Source organism: Bradyrhizobium sp. CCBAU 65884 (assembly GCF_028128835.1).
Lineage (GTDB): Bacteria > Pseudomonadota > Alphaproteobacteria > Rhizobiales > Xanthobacteraceae > Bradyrhizobium > Bradyrhizobium ottawaense.
In genome coordinates this window covers 22,762-40,902 of sequence record NZ_LBJU01000109.1, presented here as the reverse complement: position 1 = coordinate 40,902, position 18,141 = coordinate 22,762, and the positions used below count along the sequence as shown (strand labels likewise).

Below are 18,141 nucleotides of genomic sequence, written 5' to 3'. Positions count from 1 at the left end.
ATGTCGTCCCGGCCTTCGCCGGGACGACAACTCAATGCTTCTGCCCGTAGAGCACCGGCACCGCCGAATCCACGACGACCTCGACCAGGCTCGTCCCCTCAAACGCCATCCCGCGCTTCAGCGCCTTGCCGAGCTCAGCCGCCTTCGTCACCCGCACCGCGTGACATCCCATGCCTTCGGCGAGCCGGACGAAATCGATCCCCGGCAGCTCCAGCCCCGGCACATTGCGCACCTGCATGACCTGGCTGAATGAGCGCATCGCGCCGTAGCCGGAATTGTTGATGACGACGATGGTCAGCGGCAGCTTGCGCTGCGCGGCGGTCCACAGCGCCTGGATCGAGTACATCGCCGAGCCGTCGCCGATCAGGCAGACCGTGCGGCTGTTCGGCTTGCCGAGCGCCATGCCGACGGCGGCGGGCAGGGAATAGCCGAGGCCGCCGCTCGCCATGGTGTAAAAACTGTCCTGGCCGCGCATCGGCATGAACTTCTGCATCGCCGGCCGGTGCGAGGGCACTTCCTCGACGACTGACGCACCATCCGGCATCGCCTGCGACAGCGAATGCAGCAGGAACTCGACCGGCAGCGGATCGGCAGCTTGCGGCGCCGGCGGCAGTGTGCGGCCGTTCGGCGTGGCGCGCTTGCTCTCCGGCAGCAGGTCGAGCAGCGTGCTCAGTGCCGGCTTCATGGTGGCGATGATGCTGGTGCCGACGGGCGTCACAGCCGCCGCATCCGGGTCATCCGTGATCTGAAAGATCGTCGCGCTACCATCGAAGATCGCGGCATGGCCCTCGACATGGAAGGTGAACACGGGCGCACCGATCACGACGATGAGATCATGCTCACGCAGTGCGTCGGAGAGTTGCGCCGGCGAGGCATGCAGGAAGCCGGCGAATTGCGGATGCCGCTCGGGGAACGAGCAGCGTGCCGAGAACGGGCTGACCCAGACGCTGGCCTTCGCCTTCTCGGCGACGCCCACCATCAGGTCTACCGCGCCGGCGCGGTCGACGCCGGGGCCGACGACGAGGGCAGGGTGCCTTGCGGAGCCGAGCGCGGCGACCAGTGCCTTCATCGGCTCAAGCTCGGGGCCGATTTCCCGGCTGACCTTGCGCGCCTCGGACGGCGCGCAGGCATGCGCCCAGTCGTCGATCGGGATCGACACGAAGGTCGGCCCGCACGGCGGCTGCATCGCGGTGTAATAAGCGCGCGCGATCGCAGCCGGCACGTCCTCGGGCCGCGCCGGCTCGACGCTGTATTTCACGTAAGGCCGCGGAAACTCCGACGCGCGCTCGGCATAGAGGAAGGCCTGCAAGGGCAGGATCGAGCGCGCCTGCTGGCCCGCGGTGATCACCAGCGGGGTCTGGTTGCGATGCGCGGTGTAGATGTTGCCGAGCGCGTTGCCGACGCCGGCGGCCGAATGCAGATTGACGAAGCCGGCATTGCGGGTCGCTTGCGCGTAACCGTCGGCCATGCCGACGGCGGAGGCTTCCTGCAGCGCCAGCACGTAGTCGATGTCATCGGGCCAGTCGCTCAGGAACGGCAGCTCGGTTGAACCAGGATTGCCGAACACTTTTGTGATGCCGAACGAGCGCAGCAGGTCGAGCGTCGCCTGCTTGACGGTGACGGACTTGCTTTTTGTCGCGGCGGGCTTGCGGGACGACATCGGACGGCTCCCCTGATCTTCTTGTGTTCCGTCGCCGTGCCGAGCATGAGCGACGATTTGTCCGCCTTGGCCTTTGAGCACAGGCAAAAGCAACCTACCTCTCGGTGGATTGCTTGGCGAAGTCAAGATGAGGCTGCGTGTGATGCTGGGGCGCTAGCGCGTGGCGCCCTTGACCAGTGGGCACTTGCTCTCCGAGAGCGGCCACGCGGTCTGTTCCGATGGAATCGGACGCACGATCTCCAGATAGTCCCAGGGATATTTCGACTCCGAAGGCTTCTTGACGCGGGCCAGATACATCGTGCGTGTCACGCGGCCGTCTTCGCGCAGCGTCGCGCCCTGCGAAAAGATGTCGTCGATCGGGATCGCGCGCATGGCGGCGGCGACCCGCTCGGCGTCGTCGGTGCCGGCCTGGGTGACAGCCTTCAGATAGTGCCGCACCGCGCCGTACACGCCGGCATGCAGCATCGACGGCGGCGCGCCGGTCTTCACCATGAACTCCCTCGACCAGGCGCGCGTCGCCTCGTTCATGTCCCAGTACGATGCCGTCGTCAGATACGTGCCCTGTGCGGCTTCCAGGCCCAGGGTGTGGATGTCCTGCAAGAACAGGATCATCGCCGCAAGACTTTGCCCGCCCTTCACGATCCCGTACTCGTTGGCCTGCTTCATCGCATTGATGGTGTCGTTACCGGCATTGGCAATGCCGATGACCTTGGCGCCGGAAGACTGCGCGGTGAGCAGGAACGAGGAGAAATCCGGCGTGTTGAGCGGATGGCGGATGGCGGACGGCGCCCAGCACTTTGCCGCCGGCCGCCGCGATCACGTCGCTGGCGTCTTTCTGCAACTGCTGGCCGAAGGCATAATCGGCGGCGAGGAAGAACCACGTCGTACCGCCGGCCTCGACGACTGCCGAGGCCGTTCCGTGCGAGACCGCGTAGGTGTCGTAGGTCCAGTGCACGCCGAACGGCGAGCACTGCTCGTTGGTTAGTGCCGTCGTGCCCGCGCCGGAATAGAGCGCGATCTTCTTCTTTTCGCGCGCGAGGCCCTGGATCGCGAGCGCGACACCGGAATTCGGTACGTCGACGATCGCATCCACGCCCTCGACATCGAACCACTGGCGGGCAATTCCGGTGCCGATGTCGGGCTTGTGCTGATGATCGGCTGAGATCACCTGAACCGGCTTGCCGAGCACGGTGCCGCTGAACTCGCGAACCGCCATCTCGGCGGCGACAAGCGAACCCTTGCCGGTGACATCAGCGGTTACACCAGCCATATCGGTCAGGACGCCGATCTTGACGACGCCACCCGAGACTTCCGCCTGTGCCGCAATCGGAACGATCAGCGCGATCAGGGCCGCGCCGAGCAGGTTCGATCTCATCTTCATCTCCTCCAGATCTTCTCGTGTCTTGTCGGGTCAGCAGCCCGCCGCAGCGAGCCAATCGAGGACCAGCGCGGCGAGATCATCGCTGTTGTCCTCGATCATCATCATGTGGCCGTTGCCGGTGATGCCGCGATCCGGCAGCCAGATGAAGTCGGCATCGAGATAGGCCGCGGTCGCAGCGTCCACCTCGCGTGGATGACGCGGATCCAGCTCGCCGGTGACGATCAGGATGCGATGGTTGCCGAGTCTGTTGAGATCGCCGACGCGGAGGCCGCGTCCGCCGATGTTGAAGCGCTCGTTCAGGATACGCGGGCTTTCGGGCACGATGGACGCGAAATAGTGCTTGAACGCATGTTGCGGAAATCGCGATGTGTTCGCCCAGGAAGAAGCGGCGAATTCGGCGTTCAGCCAGACGGGCCGATCCTCGGCGGCATGCACCGGCCGACCGACGCTGGCGTCGTCGCGTAGCGCTGCAAGCGCGGCCGGATCGTCGGGCAGATCCTTCAGCAAATCGGCGGGCGGGCCCGGCGCGATGCCGACGACGGCGCGGACCAGATCGGGCCGTCGCTCGGTCATCCACCATGCCATCGGCCCGCTCGCGGAATGCACCAGCAATACGGCGGGGCCGATCTCCTCCAGCAGTGCGAGCAACGAGTTGGCGACGTCGGCGCTGCCAAGCGTCGGAAAATCCGCCCGCTGTGGCGAGCGGCCATGGCCGGGCCAATCAGGCACGAACACATGGCGGCCGGTACCTGCGAATCGTGGCGCCCAGCCCGGCCGCAGATCAGGCGTCGCCATGTAGCAGGCGCCGGTGTGCGCAGCGCCATGTACCATCACGACGGGCGTCCGCTCGGTTCCGCCCTCGGGCGGTCGGACGTGATCGACATAGATCGGATGCACCTCAGTCCCTGCGTAGAAGCACGATGGCCCCTGCGCGCGCAGCAAATGCCTCCGTCGCGCGGACGCGACAGGTCCCGCCTTGTTCACAGCCGGCGATCTCCCAGAGTTCTGTTCTATTCCGCTGCGATGTTAGGATGAGATCAATCCGAAAGGCAATGAGAAAGTCACATATGAGACGATCTAGCAAAGACGCGACCCGGCCCAATTCAGGGGAAAGCGCCGACCGCGCCAGGGACGTGCTCGGCGGCACCGAAGTCAGGATCGCCTACAAGATGGGTTACGTCCTGAATTTCTACCGTGAGCCGTCGTTTCGGAAGATCGAGATGGAGCTCGGCATCACACGTCCGGAGATCGTCACGCTCATCTTCCTGAGTTTTCGCGAGGGCGTGACCGCCAGCGAGATCTGCGAGTTTTCCGGTCATCTCAAGGCCAATATCAGCCGCGGGATCATTGCGCTGGAAAAGAAGAAGCTGTTGCGTCGCGACGTCGACAAGAACGACAATCGCCGCCAGCGTCTGTATCTGACGCCAGCCGGACGCACGCTCTATGCCAGATACATCCCCACCTTGCGCGAGCGCGAACGGGCGATGCTGTCATGCCTCAGCGTGTCCGAACGCAAGGTGTTCGAAGGTCTGCTCGATAAGCTGGCCGAGCATGTCCCGCAGTGGACGGCGCTCGATGAATTGTGAAGGGCGCGCTCCTGGCGGCGTCATGCCGGGGGGCGCGAGGCGAACCCGGAATCTCGCGATTCCCCGGTGCGCAATTTGCGCACCTGAGGTCCGATCCTGCGGACCGCCCCGGAACGACGGGACGTCCCTCACCAAACCGCCGTGCCCTTCATCGTCGGCTGCCCTTCCGCATTCGCGGTCCACAGCTCCATGCCATCAGTGGTCTCGTTGGCGTTGACCGAGAACTCCGTGCCCTCGAACAGCGGCTGCAGGCCGCGATAGGTGAACTTCTTCGGCGCCTCGCCGCCGTGCAGCTTCGCGGCCAGCTCGATGATCAGCGCCGCCTGCAGCGGGCCGTGGAAGATCAGGCCCGGATAGCCCTCGACCTTGGTGACGTAGTCGCGGTCGTAATGGATGCGGTGACCGTTGAAGGTCAGCGCGGAATAGCGAAACAGCAGCACGGGGTCGGAGACATGGGTCTCGCGGTGCTGCGCCTTCGGCGGCGGAGGCGGGGCCTTGGCGCCAGCCGGCGCGCTGCTCGTCATCTCGCGATAGACGATGTCCTGCCGCTCGCGAATGGCGACGCCGCGCGGCGAGGAGATGCTGTGCTCGACCGAGACGAAGCACAGCGTGCCGGTCGAGCCTGTTTTCACCTGCACGTCGGCGATGCGCGAGGTCCGAGTCGATTCATCGCCGACCTGCAGCGGCTGCAGGAACTCGATCTCGCCGCCGGCCCACATCCGGCGCGGCAGCGGCACCGGCGGCAGGAAGCCGCCGCGGGTGGGGTGGCCGTCAGGCCCGAGCATCGACATCGGAAACACCGGCTGCGCCAGGCACCAATGCACCGTGAACGGCGCGGTGTCGCCTTTCCTGGGCTCGCCGACCTCCTGGAACAGCGTCGCGCGCAGGCCCATCACGAGCTGCGCGGTGACGATGTCGGTGGCCTCCGTGCTGCGGCCGATCCATTGCCGCAAGTAATCGATGTCGAGCTTCTCGGTCATGACGCCTCGCTCTTCTTACGTCTTGGACTTTGGGTTTTCGCCGATGGCGGGCACAGCGCCGTAAGCGCGCGTTTCGCCGACGACGATCGGCGCCGGCGCGGGATAGCTGACGCGTCCCTGCGGCGTGTCGACCTCGATGCGGCGCAGATGCGGGTGGTTGGTGAGGTCGGCCATGGTGTTGACCTCGGCAAAGGCGATATCGGCATCCGACAGCCGCTTGAGCAGCTCGTCGCGCGTCATCTTGCCGAAGATATCCGCCACCGTCGTATCGGTGAAGTCGCGGTTGCGTACGCGCTCGACCATATTGGCGACGCGCGGATCGGCGGGCAGGTCCGGCTGATCCAGCACCTTCACGCAGAGCGTCTTCCACTCGCGCTCGCTCTGGATCGAGATCAGGATGTCCTTGCCGTCCTTCGACGTGAACACGCCATAGGGCGCGATCGAGGGATGCCGCAGCCCCATGCGCTTGGGTGGATTGCCGGCTTCGGAGTTGAGCAGCGGCACGGTGCACCAGTCCGCCATCACGTCGAACATGGAGATGCGGATGTCACAGCCCTTGCCGGTACGCCCGCGCCCGATCAGCGCCTCCAGGATCGCCGCATGCGCGGTCGCGCCGGTCGCGACGTCCACGATCGACATGCCGACGCGCGAGGCGCCATCAGGGTTGCCGGTGATCGAGGCCAGGCCGCTCTCGGCCTGGATCAACAGATCATAGGCCTTGCGATGCGCGTAGGGACCTTCGTCGCCATAGCCGGTGATCGTGCAGGAAATCAGCTTCGGATAGTCCTTCAGCAGCCGCTCGCGCGAAAAACCGAGCTTGTCCATCGAGCCCGGCTTGAGGTTCTGGATCAGCACGTCGGCGCTGGCGATCAGCTTCTCCAGCTCGGCGCAGCCTTCTTTCGTTGCGAGATCCACCACCGCCGATTGCTTGCCGCGGTTGAGCCAGACGAAATAGCTGCTCTGGCCCTTGGCCGCCGCGTCATAGCCGCGGGCGAAGTCGCCTTCGGGCCGCTCGATCTTGATCACCTCCGCGCCGGCATCCGCCAGGCGCGAGGAGCAGAACGGCGCCGCCACCGCCTGCTCGACCGCAATCACCCTGATCCCGTCCAATGCTCCCATGATGATGGCCTCAGTACGAGCGCGGCATGCCGAGCACATGCTCGGCAACGAAGGAGAGCACGAGGTTGGTCGAGATCGGCGCCACCTGATAGAGCCGCGTCTCGCGGAATTTGCGCTCGACGTCGTATTCCTCGGCGAAGCCGAAGCCGCCATGGGTCTGGATGCAGGCGTTCGCCGCCTCCCAGGACGCATCCGCCGCCAGCATCTTGGCCATGTTGGCCTCCGCGCCGCAGTCGAGCCCGGCCTCGTATTTGCGCGTGGCTTCCTTCACCATCAGTTCGGCCGCGCGCATCGAGGCATAGGCCTTGGCGATCGGGAACTGGATGCCCTGGTTCTGGCCGATCGGCCGGCCGAACACGCTGCGCTCCTTGGCGTAGTTCGTCGCCTTGGCGATGAACCACTTTGCGTCGCCGACGCATTCGGCCGCGATCAGGATACGCTCGGCGTTCATGCCGGAGAGGATGTAGCGAAAGCCCTTGCCTTCCTCGCCGATCAGATTCTCCGCCGGCACCTTCATGTCGGTAAAGAACACTTCGGTGGTGGCGTGGTTCATCATGGTGCGGATCGGGCGGATCTCGAGGCCGTTGTTCTTGGCCTCGCGCATGTCGACGATGAACACCGACAGGCCGTCCGTGCGCTTCTTGGCCTGCTCCTTCGGCGTGGTGCGCGCCAGCAGAACCATCAAATCGGAATGCTCGGCGCGGCTGGTCCAGATCTTCTGGCCGTTGACGATGTAGCTGTCGTTGCCGTCCTTGCGCGCGAAGGTTTTCAGCGAGGAGGTGTCGGTGCCGCTGGTCGGCTCGGTGACGCCGAAGGCCTGCAGGCGCAATTCGCCGCTGGCGATCTTCGGCAGATATTTTGCTTTTTGCTCGGCGTTGCCGTGTCGCAGCACGGTGCCCATCGTGTACATCTGGGCGTGGCAGCCGCCGCCGTTGCAGCCCGCGCGCTGGATTTCTTCGAGGATCGCGGCCGCCGCGGACAGCTTCAGCCCCGCACCGCCATATTCCTCGGGGATCAGCACCGAGAGATAGCCGGCCGCTGTCAGCGCGTCGACGAACGCCTTGGGATAGGCCATCTCGCGATCGAGCTTGCGCCAATATTCGCCGGGGAACTGGGCGCAGAGCTTTGCGACGGCTTCACGGATGTCGGCGTAATCTTCGGTGTGGTGTTCTTCACTCATGGCGTTTCCAGTTCTTAGCGGCAGTTAAGATAACGCCGGCCGATCCTCAGGCGTTGTGAAAACAACGCCAACCCCCTATGCTCATTTGTTATAGCGTATGGAGTAGCCTTCCAGGATTGGCAAGCATGGATTTCCGGCAGCTCAGGACCTTCAGTTGCGTGGCGGAGCTCGGCAGTCTGAGCAAGGCCTCCGACACGCTGCGCGTGGCGCAGCCGGCGCTTTCCAGGCAAATCAAGCTGCTGGAACACGAGCTGCGCACGGAGCTTTTCACGCGCAACGGCCGCGGCATGGTGCTCACAGAGGCCGGGCGCCTGCTGCTGGCGCGCACCTCCGGCATCGTGCGTCAGATCGACCAGATCCGCGACGATATCCAGTCGTCCCAGGGGCCGCCGTCCGGCCAGGTCGTGCTTGGCCTGGTTCCAACCGTGAGCTGCGTGCTGTCGGCGCGCTTTGCGCGGCGCTGCGTCGAAAAATTTCCCGGCATTTCGCTGCGCATCGTCGAGAGCTACAGCGGCCATCTGGTCGAATGGCTGCATCGCGGCGAGATGGATCTCGCCATCCTCTATGGCCGCTCGGCCGATCTGCATCTCAACGTGGAGAGCCTGGGGCGCGACAACATCGTCGCGGTCGGCCCGCGCGGCTGCGGCCTCGCGCGCAAGAAGAGCGTCGACATCGGCTGGCTGCTGCGGCAACGGCTGGTGCTGCCCTCTCACTCGCACGGCCTCCGTGCGCTGATCGAGCACGCGGCCGCCCAGCGCAAGATCAAGCTCGACGTCCAGCTCGAGGCGGATTCGTTCCGCGTGCTGACCAGCCTGGTCGAGGAGGGGCTCGGCTTCGCACTGCTGCCGCCGTCGTCGGTCCACGGCGAGGTCGCGGACGGGCGGCTGGAAACCGCTGTCGTCTCCAAGCCGATGACGCGCGAGCTCATTTTCGCTTCTCCGATCGACCGCCCGGTCTCGACGGCCTCGCTCGCCGTCACGGCGCTTCTGCGCGAGGAAGTCGCCGCCTGCCGCAAGGAAGGCGTGTGGGATATCAAATTGAGTTAGATGCGGCTCGTGTCGTAGAACAGCCGCGCGCCGCCCGGCCATCGCATCTGGCGCGAGCTGTCATGCCGAAATTTTATAGCTGGGCTGGAACGCCAACATACCGCTCTCGTGCCCCGGACGCAGCGCAGCACGCCCGGCGATGCGAAGCATCGTCCGGTGTGTGATGCGCTGCAGAGCCGGGGCCCATGTTGCAGCGGGGCCGTTGCTTGCTGGGTCCCGGCTCTGCGCCGCACCGCTACGCGCTGCGTCCGGGACACGAGCGAAGAAGACGCTTCGCTCGCAATGACGGAGGTTAGAGCCTACCCCGGAATCCTCACCGGCAACGTCTCGTACCCCTTGATGAAGCTCGAATAGATCCGCTTGGGCTCGCCGACCACCTCGATGCGGTCGAAGCGCTTCAGCATCTCTTCCCAGACGATGCGCAGCTGCAGCTCGGCGAGGCGCATGCCGACGCAGCGGTGGATACCGAAGCCGAAGGAGAGGTGGGTGCGCGGGCGCGGACGGTCGATGATGAAGTCGTTCGGCCTGTCGAACATCTCCTCGTCGCGGTTGCCGGAGACGTACCACATCACCACGCGGTCGCCCTTCCTGATGTGCTTGCCGCCGATCTCGGTGTCTTGCAAGGCGGTGCGGCGCATATGCGCCAGCGGCGTCTGCCAGCGGATCACCTCGGGCACCATGGAGTCGATCAGCTCCGGATTGGCGCGCAGCTTGTCGTATTGCTCCAGGTTCTCGCTCAGCGCCAGCACCGAGCCGGTCATGGTGTTGCGCGTGGTGTCGTTGCCCCCGACGATGAGCAGGATGATGTTGCCCATGAGGTTGTCGGGGTCCATGTGGCGCGTGGCATCGTTGTGCGCCATCAGCGACAGCAGATCGTTGCGCGGTGCGGAGTTGACGCGCTCGTTCCACAGCTTTGACATGTAGGCGTAGCACTCGTCCATCTCGCGGCGGCGCTCTTCGGCGGAGGCGACGATGCCGCTCTTGGGCAGCGCGGTCGAAACGTCCGACCAGCGCGTCAGCTTGCGCCGCTCCTCCCAGGGGAAGTCGAACAGGGTCGCGAGCATCTGCGTCGTCAGCTCGATCGAGACGCGCTCGACGAAGTTGAAGGTCTCGTTGCGCGGCAGATTGTCGAGCACGGTCTGCGAGCGCTGCCGGATCAGCTTTGCCAGCTCGTCCAGATGTGTCGGCGTGAACATCGGCGACACCGTCTTGCGCTGCGACGAATGCCTGGGCTGGTCCATCGCGATGAAGCTCGGATAGTCGTAGCCTTCCGGCACGTCGCGGATCGAGATGCCGCCGAGCGTGGAGTCCGAGGAAAAGATGCCGTGATTGGTGTCGACATGCATGATGTCGTTGTATTTCACCACCGACCAGTACGGCTCGATCGGCGCGTTGGTGCAGTAATGCACCGGCTCTTCCTTGCGCAGCCGCTCGAACCACGGCCACAGCGTGTCGTCCTGGAACAGCCTGGGCGCGCCGGGGTGGAATTGCGCCAACGGCGTCGCATAGGCCTCCTCGCGGGCCCTGCGCATGCGTTCGGCCTTGTCCACTTTAACCGGCGCTTGGATGTTCATCGTCGTGGCTCCAGTTGGTTCTTCCTTCACCTCGCCCCGCTTGCGGAGAGAGGTCGGATCGCATCGTTAGATGCGATCCGGGTGAGGGGGACTCTCTGCGATTCGGCTGTCGCCGTCTTCGGGGAGAGAGCCCCTCACCCCGACCCTCTCCCCGTAAGAACGGGGAGAGGGAGGGTTTTTCGTCTCACGCCGCAATCTTCACCGGCAGTTCTTCCAGACCTTTCACGAAACTCGAATAGACCCGCTTGGGTTCGCCGACCACGTCGATATGATCGAACCGCTTCAGGATCTCTTCCCAGATGATCTTGAGCTGGAGTTCGGCAAGCCTGAGGCCGACGCAGCGGTGGATGCCGAAGCCGAACGACAGATGCGTGCGCGGGCGGGCGCGGTCAATGATGAATTCGTAGGGCTTCTCGATCGCCTCCTCGTCGCGGTTGCCCGAGACGTACCACATCACGACCTTGTCACCTTTCTTGATCTCTTTGCCCCGGAACTCGAAGTCGGCGAGCGCCGTGCGCCGCATATGCGCCAGCGGCGTCTGCCAGCGGATCACTTCGGGCACGAAGCTGTCGAGCAGAGCGGGATTTTCGCGCAGCTTGCGATACTGCTCGGGATGCTGGCTCAGCGCGTGGAGCGAGCCCGACATGGTGTTGCGCGTGGTGTCGTTGCCGCCGACGATCAAAAGCACGAGATTGCCGAGGAAGTTCTTGGCGTCCATGTCGCGGGTCGCGGCGCCATGCGCCATCATCGACAACAGGTCGCTCTTCGGCGGCTGCGCGATGCGCTCCTTCCACAGCCGCGCGAAATAGCCGGCGCATTCGGTCAGCTCGGCCTGCCGCTCGTCCTCGGTGGCGACGAGTCCGTCAGGCCCGGGAATGGTGGTGGCGATGTCGGACCAGCGCGTCAGCTTGCGGCGGTCCTCCCAGGGGAAATCGAACAGCACCGCCAGCATCTGCGTCGTCAGCTCGATCGAGACCCGGTCGACCCAGTCGAACACCTCGCCGCGGGGCAGATTGTCCAGGCACTCGGCCGAGCGCTTGCGGATGTTGAGGGCGAGATTGTCCAGATGCGTCGGCGTGAACATCGGCGCCACGGTCTTGCGCTGCGCGGCGTGGCGCGGCGGGTCCATCGAGATGAAGCTCTCGCGGCGCAGGTCCGGATCGATGTCGCGGATGGTGATGCCGCCGAGGGAGGAGGCCGAGGAGAACACCGAATGGTTGGTCTCGATCTCCATGATGTCGTTGTAGCGCGTCACCGACCAGTACGGGCCGAACATCGAGTCCTTGCAGTAGTGCACGGGATCTTCGCGGCGCAGCCGATCGAAATACGGCCAGAACGTATCGGTCCTGAACAATTCCGGATCGCCCGGATCGAATTGCTCCAGCGGCAGTGTCGTGGCGCGCTCGCGAAGGGCGTCGAGCTTGGCCGCGCTCTCGATGGTCCCATGCATGACCGTTCTCCCTGGCATGTACCGCGCGTTCTCGTTGAATTCTGCGCTGCGGTATTTGATGTGCAATTACAGCCGGTTATCTGCGCCGGAGCAAGGGAGAGTTTTGTCACATCCAACCTTTGCGAGAGGGTGGATGTGAAGCCCGAATGGAGCCACCGGGTCGGCGCAAAGCGCCGCCCGATGACAGGCTCCGCGTCATCCGGGGCCGGCGTCGCTTGGGGCACGATCCCGGATTACGCTGACGGGATCTCGATCAGCGTGACCCTCCGCACACCGTTTGTCGTGAAAACGTGCCAGAAACCGACTGGAATCAAGGTAAATCGAACCCCGCCATCTTGGGGGCCGACCAACCTCTGATCTATAGTTTGACCCGATCAAGACCGCATCCCGAGGTTGCCGCCGTGAACGACATGCAATGGACCCCCATCGGCTCCGAGCCCTTACCGCCGCCGCTGCCGCCCACGCGGGTCGATTTCAGCGGTGACCGCTCCGAGTTCCGCAAAATGGTCACCAAGGGTGCCATGCTGGAGCTGGTCACCTTCGGCTTCTACCGGTTCTGGCTCGTCACCGACATCCGTCGTCATCTGTGGGCGAACACCGCGATCGACGGCGATGCCGCCGAATATACCGGCCGCGCCAAGGAGCTGCTGGTCGGCTTCCTGTTCGCGCTCGCGATCCTGGTGCCGATCTACCTCGCCTACTTCCTGATCGGCATCGAGTTCGAGCGCTGGCAGGGGTTTGCCTCGACGCCGCTGTTCATCGGCTTCTACGCCTTCGGCCAGTTCGCGATTTTTCGCGCGCGACGTTACCGGTTGACGCGCACCGTTTGGCGCGGCGTCCGCTTCTGGATGGACGGCTCGGGCTGGGCCTATTCGTTCCGCGCCATGGCGTGGGGCTTGCTCGTGTTCCTGACGCTCGGCCTGGCGCTGCCCTGGCGCGAGGCCGCGCTCGAACGCTACAAGATGCAGCACACCCATTACGGCGATCTCCGCGGCGATTTTGAGGGCAACGGCTGGACCTTCTTCAAGCGCGGTTGGTGGCTGTGGCTGCTCAGCCCGATCGCGCTGGTGATCTTCCCGCTTGCGCCGTTCTTCTATGCGGAATTCAAGGCGCGCGAGTGGCGCTGGTGGCTCGACGGCATCCGCATCGGCGGCGTCAGCCTGTCCTCGGACCTGCCGCACGATGCCTTCTACGGCCTGTACTGGAAGGTGATCGGCTGGTGGACGCTGCTCTCGATGGTGTTCTCCGCCTATCTCGGCGGCAGCGCCTTAGCGGTCGTCCAGCTGAGCGGCGTTCCGGCCGATCAGGTGTTCGGCTCCGACAATGCCGCCAGGAGCATCCCGATGGTGGTGATGATGGTGATCGGCTATCTCGCGCTGGCGCTTGCGATCAACATCGTCATGCGGGTCTATCTTCAGCGTGATCTCTGGGCCAAGGTGCTGGAGACCGTCAAGGTGCACGACATCGGCGCGGCGTCGGATGTGCAGGGGCGCGGCGTACTTGCCAGCGCGCTAGGCGAAGGTTTTGCCGACGGGCTCGATGTCGCGGGATTCTGAGCTGTGACTGACGTATTTGCCGAGGCGCCGGCGCAGGCCGCCAAGCCGACCATCTTCTTCGACGGCACGTCGAGCCGCCGGCGGCAGGTGACGCTGACGTTCGCCGATGCGCTCGAGATCCTTGAGGAGGGCGGAACGCCGGTTCGCTGGTCCTATGCCGACATTCGCCGCGCCGACAGTCCGCCCGGGATATTGCGTCTGGCTTGCACCACGGCGCCGCCGCTGGCGCGGCTCGAGATCCGCGATGCCGTACTCGCGGCAGACGTGACCGTCCGCTGCCCTCATCTCGACGAGCACCGGACCTCGCGCCGCGGCGTCGCAAAAATCGTCGGCTGGTCGGTGGCCGCCACCGTCTCCATCGTCTGCGTCGTGCTGTTCGGCGTGCCGCTCGCCGCCGACCGCCTCGCGCCGCTGGTGCCGAAACCGATCGAGCGGCGCATCGGCGATGCCTCCGAAGTCCAGGTGAAGACCATCTTCGGCCGCAGCGTGTGCGAAGACCCCGCGGGCAAGGCCGCGTTCACAAAGCTGGTCAACCGCCTGCGCGATGCCGCCGGCCTCGACGACGATTCCATGACGGCGGGCGTGCTGCCGACCGCGGTGCCGAACGCGTTCGCGCTGCCCGGCGGCAAGGTCTACGTGCTGAGGGGCCTGCTCGACAAGGCGCAAAACCCCGACGAGCTCGCCGGCATCCTCGCCCACGAGCTCGGCCATCTCAAGCATTACGACAACATGCGCGGCCTGATCTACAACGGCGGCACCTCATTCCTGATCGGCCTGTTGTTCGGCGACGTCACCGGCTCATCCGCCGTGATCTTTGCCTCGCGCACCGTCGTCGAAGCCTCCTATTCGCGCGAGGCCGAGACCGCCGCCGATACGTTCGCGATCGAGATCATGCACAAGCTCGGCCGTTCGCCGAAGCCCGCGGCCGAGCTGATGTTCCGCATTACCGGCAAGGAGGGCGGCTCCACGCTCACGTCGATCCTCGCCAGCCACCCGCTGACCGAGGACCGCCTCGCCCGCATGACCAGGGAAGATCGCCCGGCCAGCGGCCCGCCGCTGCTGACGGACAAGGAATGGCAGTCACTGAAGGGGATTTGCGGCAGCGGGAAGGTGTGAACTTCTCTTACCGCGTCCCGTAAGCGCGGTCGCCGGCGTCGCCGAGGCCCGGCAGGATGAACCCGTTCTCGTCGAGGCCCTCGTCCACCGCCGCGGTCCAGATCGGCACGTCCGGATGCAAGCCGCGCAGCCGTTCGAGGCCTTCCGGGGCGGCGATCAGGCAGGCGAGGCGGATGTCCCTGGCGCCGCGCTCCTTCAGGCGGTCGATGGCGGCGACAGCCGTGTTGGCGGTGGCGACCACCGGAGTCACCACGATCGCGAGGCGCTCGCCGAGGTCGGACGGCGATTTGAAGAAATACTCGACCGCCGCAAAGCTGTGCGGCTCGCGGTAGAGTCCGATATGGGCGACGCGCGCGGTCGGCACCAAATCCATCATGCCGTCGACGAAGGTGGTGCCGGCGCGCAGCATCGGCACGAACACCAGCTTCTTGCCGGCGATCTTGGCCGAATGCATCGTCGCCAGCGGCGTCTCGATGACGGTGTCAGCGAGCGGCAGGTCGCGCGTCACCTCATAGCACAAGAGCATGCCGATCTCCTTGATCAGCTCGCGGAACGACTTTGTTGAAATCGATTTGTCCCGCACCAGCGTCAGCTTGTGCTGCACCAGCGGATGATCGACGATCGTGACGCCTTCCATGATGGGATGCTCCTGAAATTCATCAAGTGAATGTGTGAGCGGCAGCGAGGATTAGAAAACCGTGCCGTCGCTGATGACCTTGAGCGGGGGCGATCCATCGGGCCGGCGCGCAAACGCAATGGCGCGGCCCGCGGCCCAGGTGCCGCCTTCCAGGATGCTGGCGAGCGGCAGCGACTCCGGCGAGCGACCGAGCTTGGCGCGGATGCGCTCCGCAAGCCGATCGAGCAGCGCGACGGTGAGCGCGCGCCATTCCACGACGAGCAGCGAATCCACCGCATGTGCGCGCTCGGCATCGGCGGCATCGCGCAGGCGCAGCACCTCGTGATCGACGAACAGGCCGCCGTTGCGGTATTCGGCAAGCCCGGTCAGGCCGTCGATGTCGGTGACCTCGAAGCCGGCGCGCTGCAACGGCTCGATCAGCGAATAGCTCAGCCATTGCGACAGCTTGTGAAGGGGCACGAGGCCCTCCGTTGAGTCGTTCGCCTTGATCGCCGGGTGGCGCCAGCAATCGCCGAGCGGGACGCCTGCAAGCTCCAGCCGCGATGGCCAGATCGGTCCGAGCTCGTTCAGCACGGCGGTCAGGATGGCGGGCGCGGCAATGGTGCCGCTCACAGCGCGAGCTGCGATATGATCGAACAGCCCGCCCGGCCGCGGCGTGTCGATCCGTGCAAAAATCTCCGGGTAGTTCGCAACATGCTCGCCCAGGCGCCGCAGCAGATCCGCACGCCCTTCGAGGCCGAGCAGAGGGTTGGCATCGCTGACCTGAAACGCTGAGGTGAGGGAGGCGAGGGGCAGCAGTGCGAGCACATCCGCATCAGCCCTGAACGGGGCACGCGCATCGCCGGAAAAGAGCCCGCTCGCGAACATGTCGAGGCTCGCAATCGCAAGGCCCTCGGAGCGGCCGATGGCTTCGCCCGTCACCGCGTCGCGATAGCGCCACGCAGCGCCGGCACCGGCATCGAGCAGGACGGAGACGATCGCGAGGTCGAACTCGGCCCGCGCCCGCGCCGCGCGATCCGGCCATAATGCAGCGTCGGCAAGCCGCGCCCAGCGGTAGACGCCGCCGAGCACGAAGTGACGCCAGCGCGCGTGGAAGGGCACGTCCAGCGTCGGATAGGCTTTTCGGGTGACCGCGATCACGGCGTCGGCAACGCCGTCCATGCGGTCGAGATCGATCGTGAAGTGGCTCAAGCCGCCGGCAAGGCCGATCTCAAGCATCTCGCCGGCACGCGCGCGAACCGCTGCTGCGCTGAGCAGCGAGCGGGCTTCTCGTTCCAAAGAGTCCGACATCGCGCGATCAGTATTTTTCCAGCGAGCGCCCGACCACGCCGTCCACGTCCTTCTCGGGCGCGATGTCGGTCGAGTAATAGCCGGCGGCCTTCTTCGCGGCGATCTCGACATGGGCATCGGCCGGAATCAGCTCCAGCGGGATCGGCACGCGCTCGACGATGTCGATGCCTTGGGAGGTCAGCGCGTCGTGCTTCATGTCGCTCATCGACAGGAAGCGGTCGATGCGCTTCAGGCCCAGCCAGTGGATCGTGTCCGGCATCAGCTGCTGGAAGCGTGCGTCCTGCACGCCGGCGACGCATTCGGTGCGCTCGAAATAGGCGGCGGCCGCATCGCCGTCCTCCTGGCGCTTGCGCGCGTTGTAGACCAGGAATTTGGTGACCTCACCGAGCGCGCGGCCTTCCTTGCGGTTGTAGACGACGAGCCCGAGCCCGCCTTCCTGCGCGCCGCGTGCGGATTCCTCGATGCCGTGGATGAGATAGGGCCGGCAGGTGCAGATGTCGGAGCCGAACACATCGGACCCGTTGCACTCGTCATGCACGCGGCAGGTGATCTTGGTGCGATGGTCCGGCAGTTTCGTCACATCGCCGAACATGTAGACCGTGGTACCGCCGATCGGCGGCAGGAACACCTTCATGTCCGGCCGCGTGACGAGCTCGGGGAACATGCCGGCGGTCTGCTCGAACAGCGTGCGCCGCAGCTCGGTCTCGCCGGTGCCGAAGCGCGCCGCAAGGCCGGGCAGGTGCCAGACCGGATCGATCGCGATCTTCACCACGGAGACGCTGCCATTGGCATGCACGACCTCGCCGTCGGCGCGTAAGCGTTTTGCAGCCAGCGCCTCGCGGATCTCCGGCAGGTCCAGGCGCGCCCGCGTCACCGCGATGCTCGGGCGGATGTCGGAGCCTTCTGCGATCTCCTTGCCGAAATTCTCCGCGACCAGATGCCCCCAGGGATCGAGCGCGACGATCTTGGCGGGATCGCGCCATTGCTCGAACGGACCGATGGTTGCCGCCGGAAAGGTGTTGGTGAGGTCGGGCCTCCGAATCGGATCGAGCGCACCGGCGGACACTGCGAGCGCGCGGTACATCGCATAGGACCCGCCATGGCTGCCGATCACGTTGCGATCCCCGGCGCGCGAGACCGTGCCGATGATCGGTCCGCGGGCGCGCGCGTCAGGGGCGCCCCAGTGGATCGGGAAGGCGGACTTCCGGCCCGGCTCCGGATGGGAGGTCAGGCGGATGTGATCGGTACGGTTCGCGCGGCTCATGACCAAACTCCCAAAAAGCCAACGGCCCGCCGCTCGGACGGGCCTGGCTCGGTCGCGTTGCCGACGCGGAACATCGGCGACGCAAGCTCAATCCAACATATTGTAGCGGCAAGACGCGACAGACAAGTTAATCGTGCTGCGCGCCCCGGAAGGATCATTCCCGCGCCCGTCCGGATCGGCGGTCGACGCCGAAATGCTCCCTACATCTATGTAATCGTTTGAATTTTTGAAAGGGGCGGGCGGCGCCTCGGCCTCCAAACGCGTGACTGGATAAAGCCCGTATATTCAGACATATCGACTGG

The 18,141-nt window shown here is 65.3% G+C and carries 14 protein-coding genes and 1 pseudogene; 4 read left to right on the top strand and 11 right to left on the bottom strand.

Going from position 1 to position 18,141, the window contains the following annotated elements; genetic code table 11:
• Positions 1–31: 31 nt before the first annotated feature.
• From mdlC to XI03_RS13460, 3 genes and pseudogenes are all read right to left on the bottom strand, one after another.
• On the bottom strand, positions 32–1,660 hold the full coding sequence (gene mdlC, locus XI03_RS13470) for a benzoylformate decarboxylase (RefSeq protein WP_212474875.1): 1,629 nt from the start codon (positions 1,658–1,660) through the stop codon (positions 32–34).
• 153 nt (positions 1,661–1,813) lie between these two features.
• Positions 1,814–3,035: pseudogene (locus XI03_RS13465) on the bottom strand (ABC transporter substrate-binding protein).
• A 36-nt stretch (positions 3,036–3,071) separates the two neighbouring features.
• Positions 3,072–3,983 carry an alpha/beta fold hydrolase gene (locus XI03_RS13460; RefSeq protein WP_271592392.1) on the bottom strand — a complete coding sequence of 304 codons (912 nt, stop codon included), beginning with the start codon at positions 3,981–3,983 and terminating at the stop codon, positions 3,072–3,074.
• 125 nt (positions 3,984–4,108) lie between these two features.
• Between XI03_RS13460 and XI03_RS13455 the strand changes: the two genes are divergently transcribed.
• Entirely contained in the window at positions 4,109–4,627 is a 519-nt protein-coding gene (locus XI03_RS13455; RefSeq protein ID WP_240536470.1) for a MarR family winged helix-turn-helix transcriptional regulator, read from the top strand.
• A 128-nt stretch (positions 4,628–4,755) separates the two neighbouring features.
• On the opposite strand, the gene XI03_RS13450 is transcribed toward XI03_RS13455, so the two are convergent.
• From XI03_RS13450 to XI03_RS13440, 3 genes are read right to left on the bottom strand one after another with little or no spacing between them, the layout of a single operon-like run.
• Complete coding sequence (locus XI03_RS13450; protein ID WP_271592391.1) at positions 4,756–5,607, bottom strand: FAS1-like dehydratase domain-containing protein; 852 nt, start codon at positions 5,605–5,607, stop codon at positions 4,756–4,758.
• 15 nt (positions 5,608–5,622) lie between these two features.
• The gene (locus XI03_RS13445; RefSeq protein ID WP_271592390.1) at positions 5,623–6,726 is read right to left on the bottom strand and encodes a CaiB/BaiF CoA transferase family protein; all 1,104 of its coding nucleotides are present in this window, start codon (positions 6,724–6,726) and stop codon (positions 5,623–5,625) included.
• Positions 6,727–6,736: 10 nt separating this feature from the next.
• The gene (locus tag XI03_RS13440) at positions 6,737–7,906 is read right to left on the bottom strand and encodes an acyl-CoA dehydrogenase family protein (RefSeq protein ID WP_018317224.1); all 1,170 of its coding nucleotides are present in this window, start codon (positions 7,904–7,906) and stop codon (positions 6,737–6,739) included.
• 125 nt (positions 7,907–8,031) lie between these two features.
• Between XI03_RS13440 and XI03_RS13435 the strand changes: the two genes are divergently transcribed.
• Positions 8,032–8,952 carry a LysR substrate-binding domain-containing protein gene (locus XI03_RS13435; RefSeq protein WP_028140398.1) on the top strand — a complete coding sequence of 307 codons (921 nt, stop codon included), beginning with the start codon at positions 8,032–8,034 and terminating at the stop codon, positions 8,950–8,952.
• A gap of 299 nt (positions 8,953–9,251) precedes the next feature.
• Here XI03_RS13435 and XI03_RS13430 read toward each other — a convergent pair whose 3' ends face one another.
• Both XI03_RS13430 and XI03_RS13425 read right to left on the bottom strand, forming a co-directional pair.
• Positions 9,252–10,526, bottom strand: coding sequence for a cytochrome P450 (locus tag XI03_RS13430; protein WP_271592389.1), 1,275 nt, complete (start codon positions 10,524–10,526; stop codon positions 9,252–9,254).
• Between the two features lie 184 nt (positions 10,527–10,710).
• A complete protein-coding gene (locus XI03_RS13425) occupies positions 10,711–11,976 on the bottom strand; it encodes a cytochrome P450 (protein WP_212253594.1) in 1,266 nt (421 codons plus the stop codon).
• A 410-nt stretch (positions 11,977–12,386) separates the two neighbouring features.
• Here XI03_RS13425 and XI03_RS13420 point away from each other — a divergent pair, with 410 nt between their 5' ends.
• Together XI03_RS13420 and XI03_RS13415 are read left to right on the top strand one after the other, a co-directional pair.
• Positions 12,387–13,532 carry a YjgN family protein gene (locus XI03_RS13420; RefSeq protein WP_038948237.1) on the top strand — a complete coding sequence of 382 codons (1,146 nt, stop codon included), beginning with the start codon at positions 12,387–12,389 and terminating at the stop codon, positions 13,530–13,532.
• A 3-nt stretch (positions 13,533–13,535) separates the two neighbouring features.
• Complete coding sequence (locus tag XI03_RS13415) at positions 13,536–14,648, top strand: M48 family metallopeptidase (RefSeq protein ID WP_271592388.1); 1,113 nt, start codon at positions 13,536–13,538, stop codon at positions 14,646–14,648.
• Positions 14,649–14,655: 7 nt separating this feature from the next.
• On the opposite strand, the gene upp is transcribed toward XI03_RS13415, so the two are convergent.
• The 3 genes from upp to XI03_RS13400 are packed head-to-tail and all read right to left on the bottom strand — an operon-like array spanning position 14,656 to position 17,839.
• Positions 14,656–15,285, bottom strand: a complete 630-nt coding sequence (gene upp / locus XI03_RS13410; protein ID WP_018317218.1) for a uracil phosphoribosyltransferase — start codon at positions 15,283–15,285, stop codon at positions 14,656–14,658.
• Between the two features lie 51 nt (positions 15,286–15,336).
• Positions 15,337–16,575 carry a URC4/urg3 family protein gene (locus XI03_RS13405; protein WP_271592387.1) on the bottom strand — a complete coding sequence of 413 codons (1,239 nt, stop codon included), beginning with the start codon at positions 16,573–16,575 and terminating at the stop codon, positions 15,337–15,339.
• Between the two features lie 7 nt (positions 16,576–16,582).
• On the bottom strand, positions 16,583–17,839 hold the full coding sequence (locus XI03_RS13400; RefSeq protein ID WP_095426719.1) for a GTP cyclohydrolase II: 1,257 nt from the start codon (positions 17,837–17,839) through the stop codon (positions 16,583–16,585).
• Positions 17,840–18,141: the final 302 nt, after the last annotated feature.

Excerpts from the sequence above, each read along its gene's own strand:
- mdlC (WP_212474875.1), bottom strand. The coding sequence starts at position 1,660 with ATGTCGTCCCGCAAGCCCGCCGCGACAAAAAGCAAGTCCGTCACCGTC.
- XI03_RS13455 (WP_240536470.1), top strand. The coding sequence starts at position 4,109 with ATGAGACGATCTAGCAAAGACGCGACCCGGCCCAATTCAGGGGAAAGC.
- XI03_RS13450 (WP_271592391.1), bottom strand. The coding sequence starts at position 5,607 with ATGACCGAGAAGCTCGACATCGATTACTTGCGGCAATGGATCGGCCGC.
- XI03_RS13445 (WP_271592390.1), bottom strand. The coding sequence starts at position 6,726 with ATGGGAGCATTGGACGGGATCAGGGTGATTGCGGTCGAGCAGGCGGTG.
- XI03_RS13440 (WP_018317224.1), bottom strand. The coding sequence starts at position 7,906 with ATGAGTGAAGAACACCACACCGAAGATTACGCCGACATCCGTGAAGCC.
- XI03_RS13435 (WP_028140398.1), top strand. The coding sequence starts at position 8,032 with ATGGATTTCCGGCAGCTCAGGACCTTCAGTTGCGTGGCGGAGCTCGGC.
- XI03_RS13430 (WP_271592389.1), bottom strand. The coding sequence starts at position 10,526 with ATGAACATCCAAGCGCCGGTTAAAGTGGACAAGGCCGAACGCATGCGC.
- XI03_RS13425 (WP_212253594.1), bottom strand. The coding sequence starts at position 11,976 with ATGCATGGGACCATCGAGAGCGCGGCCAAGCTCGACGCCCTTCGCGAG.
- XI03_RS13420 (WP_038948237.1), top strand. The coding sequence starts at position 12,387 with ATGCAATGGACCCCCATCGGCTCCGAGCCCTTACCGCCGCCGCTGCCG.
- upp (WP_018317218.1), bottom strand. The coding sequence starts at position 15,285 with ATGGAAGGCGTCACGATCGTCGATCATCCGCTGGTGCAGCACAAGCTG.
- XI03_RS13405 (WP_271592387.1), bottom strand. The coding sequence starts at position 16,575 with ATGTCGGACTCTTTGGAACGAGAAGCCCGCTCGCTGCTCAGCGCAGCA.
- XI03_RS13400 (WP_095426719.1), bottom strand. The coding sequence starts at position 17,839 with ATGAGCCGCGCGAACCGTACCGATCACATCCGCCTGACCTCCCATCCG.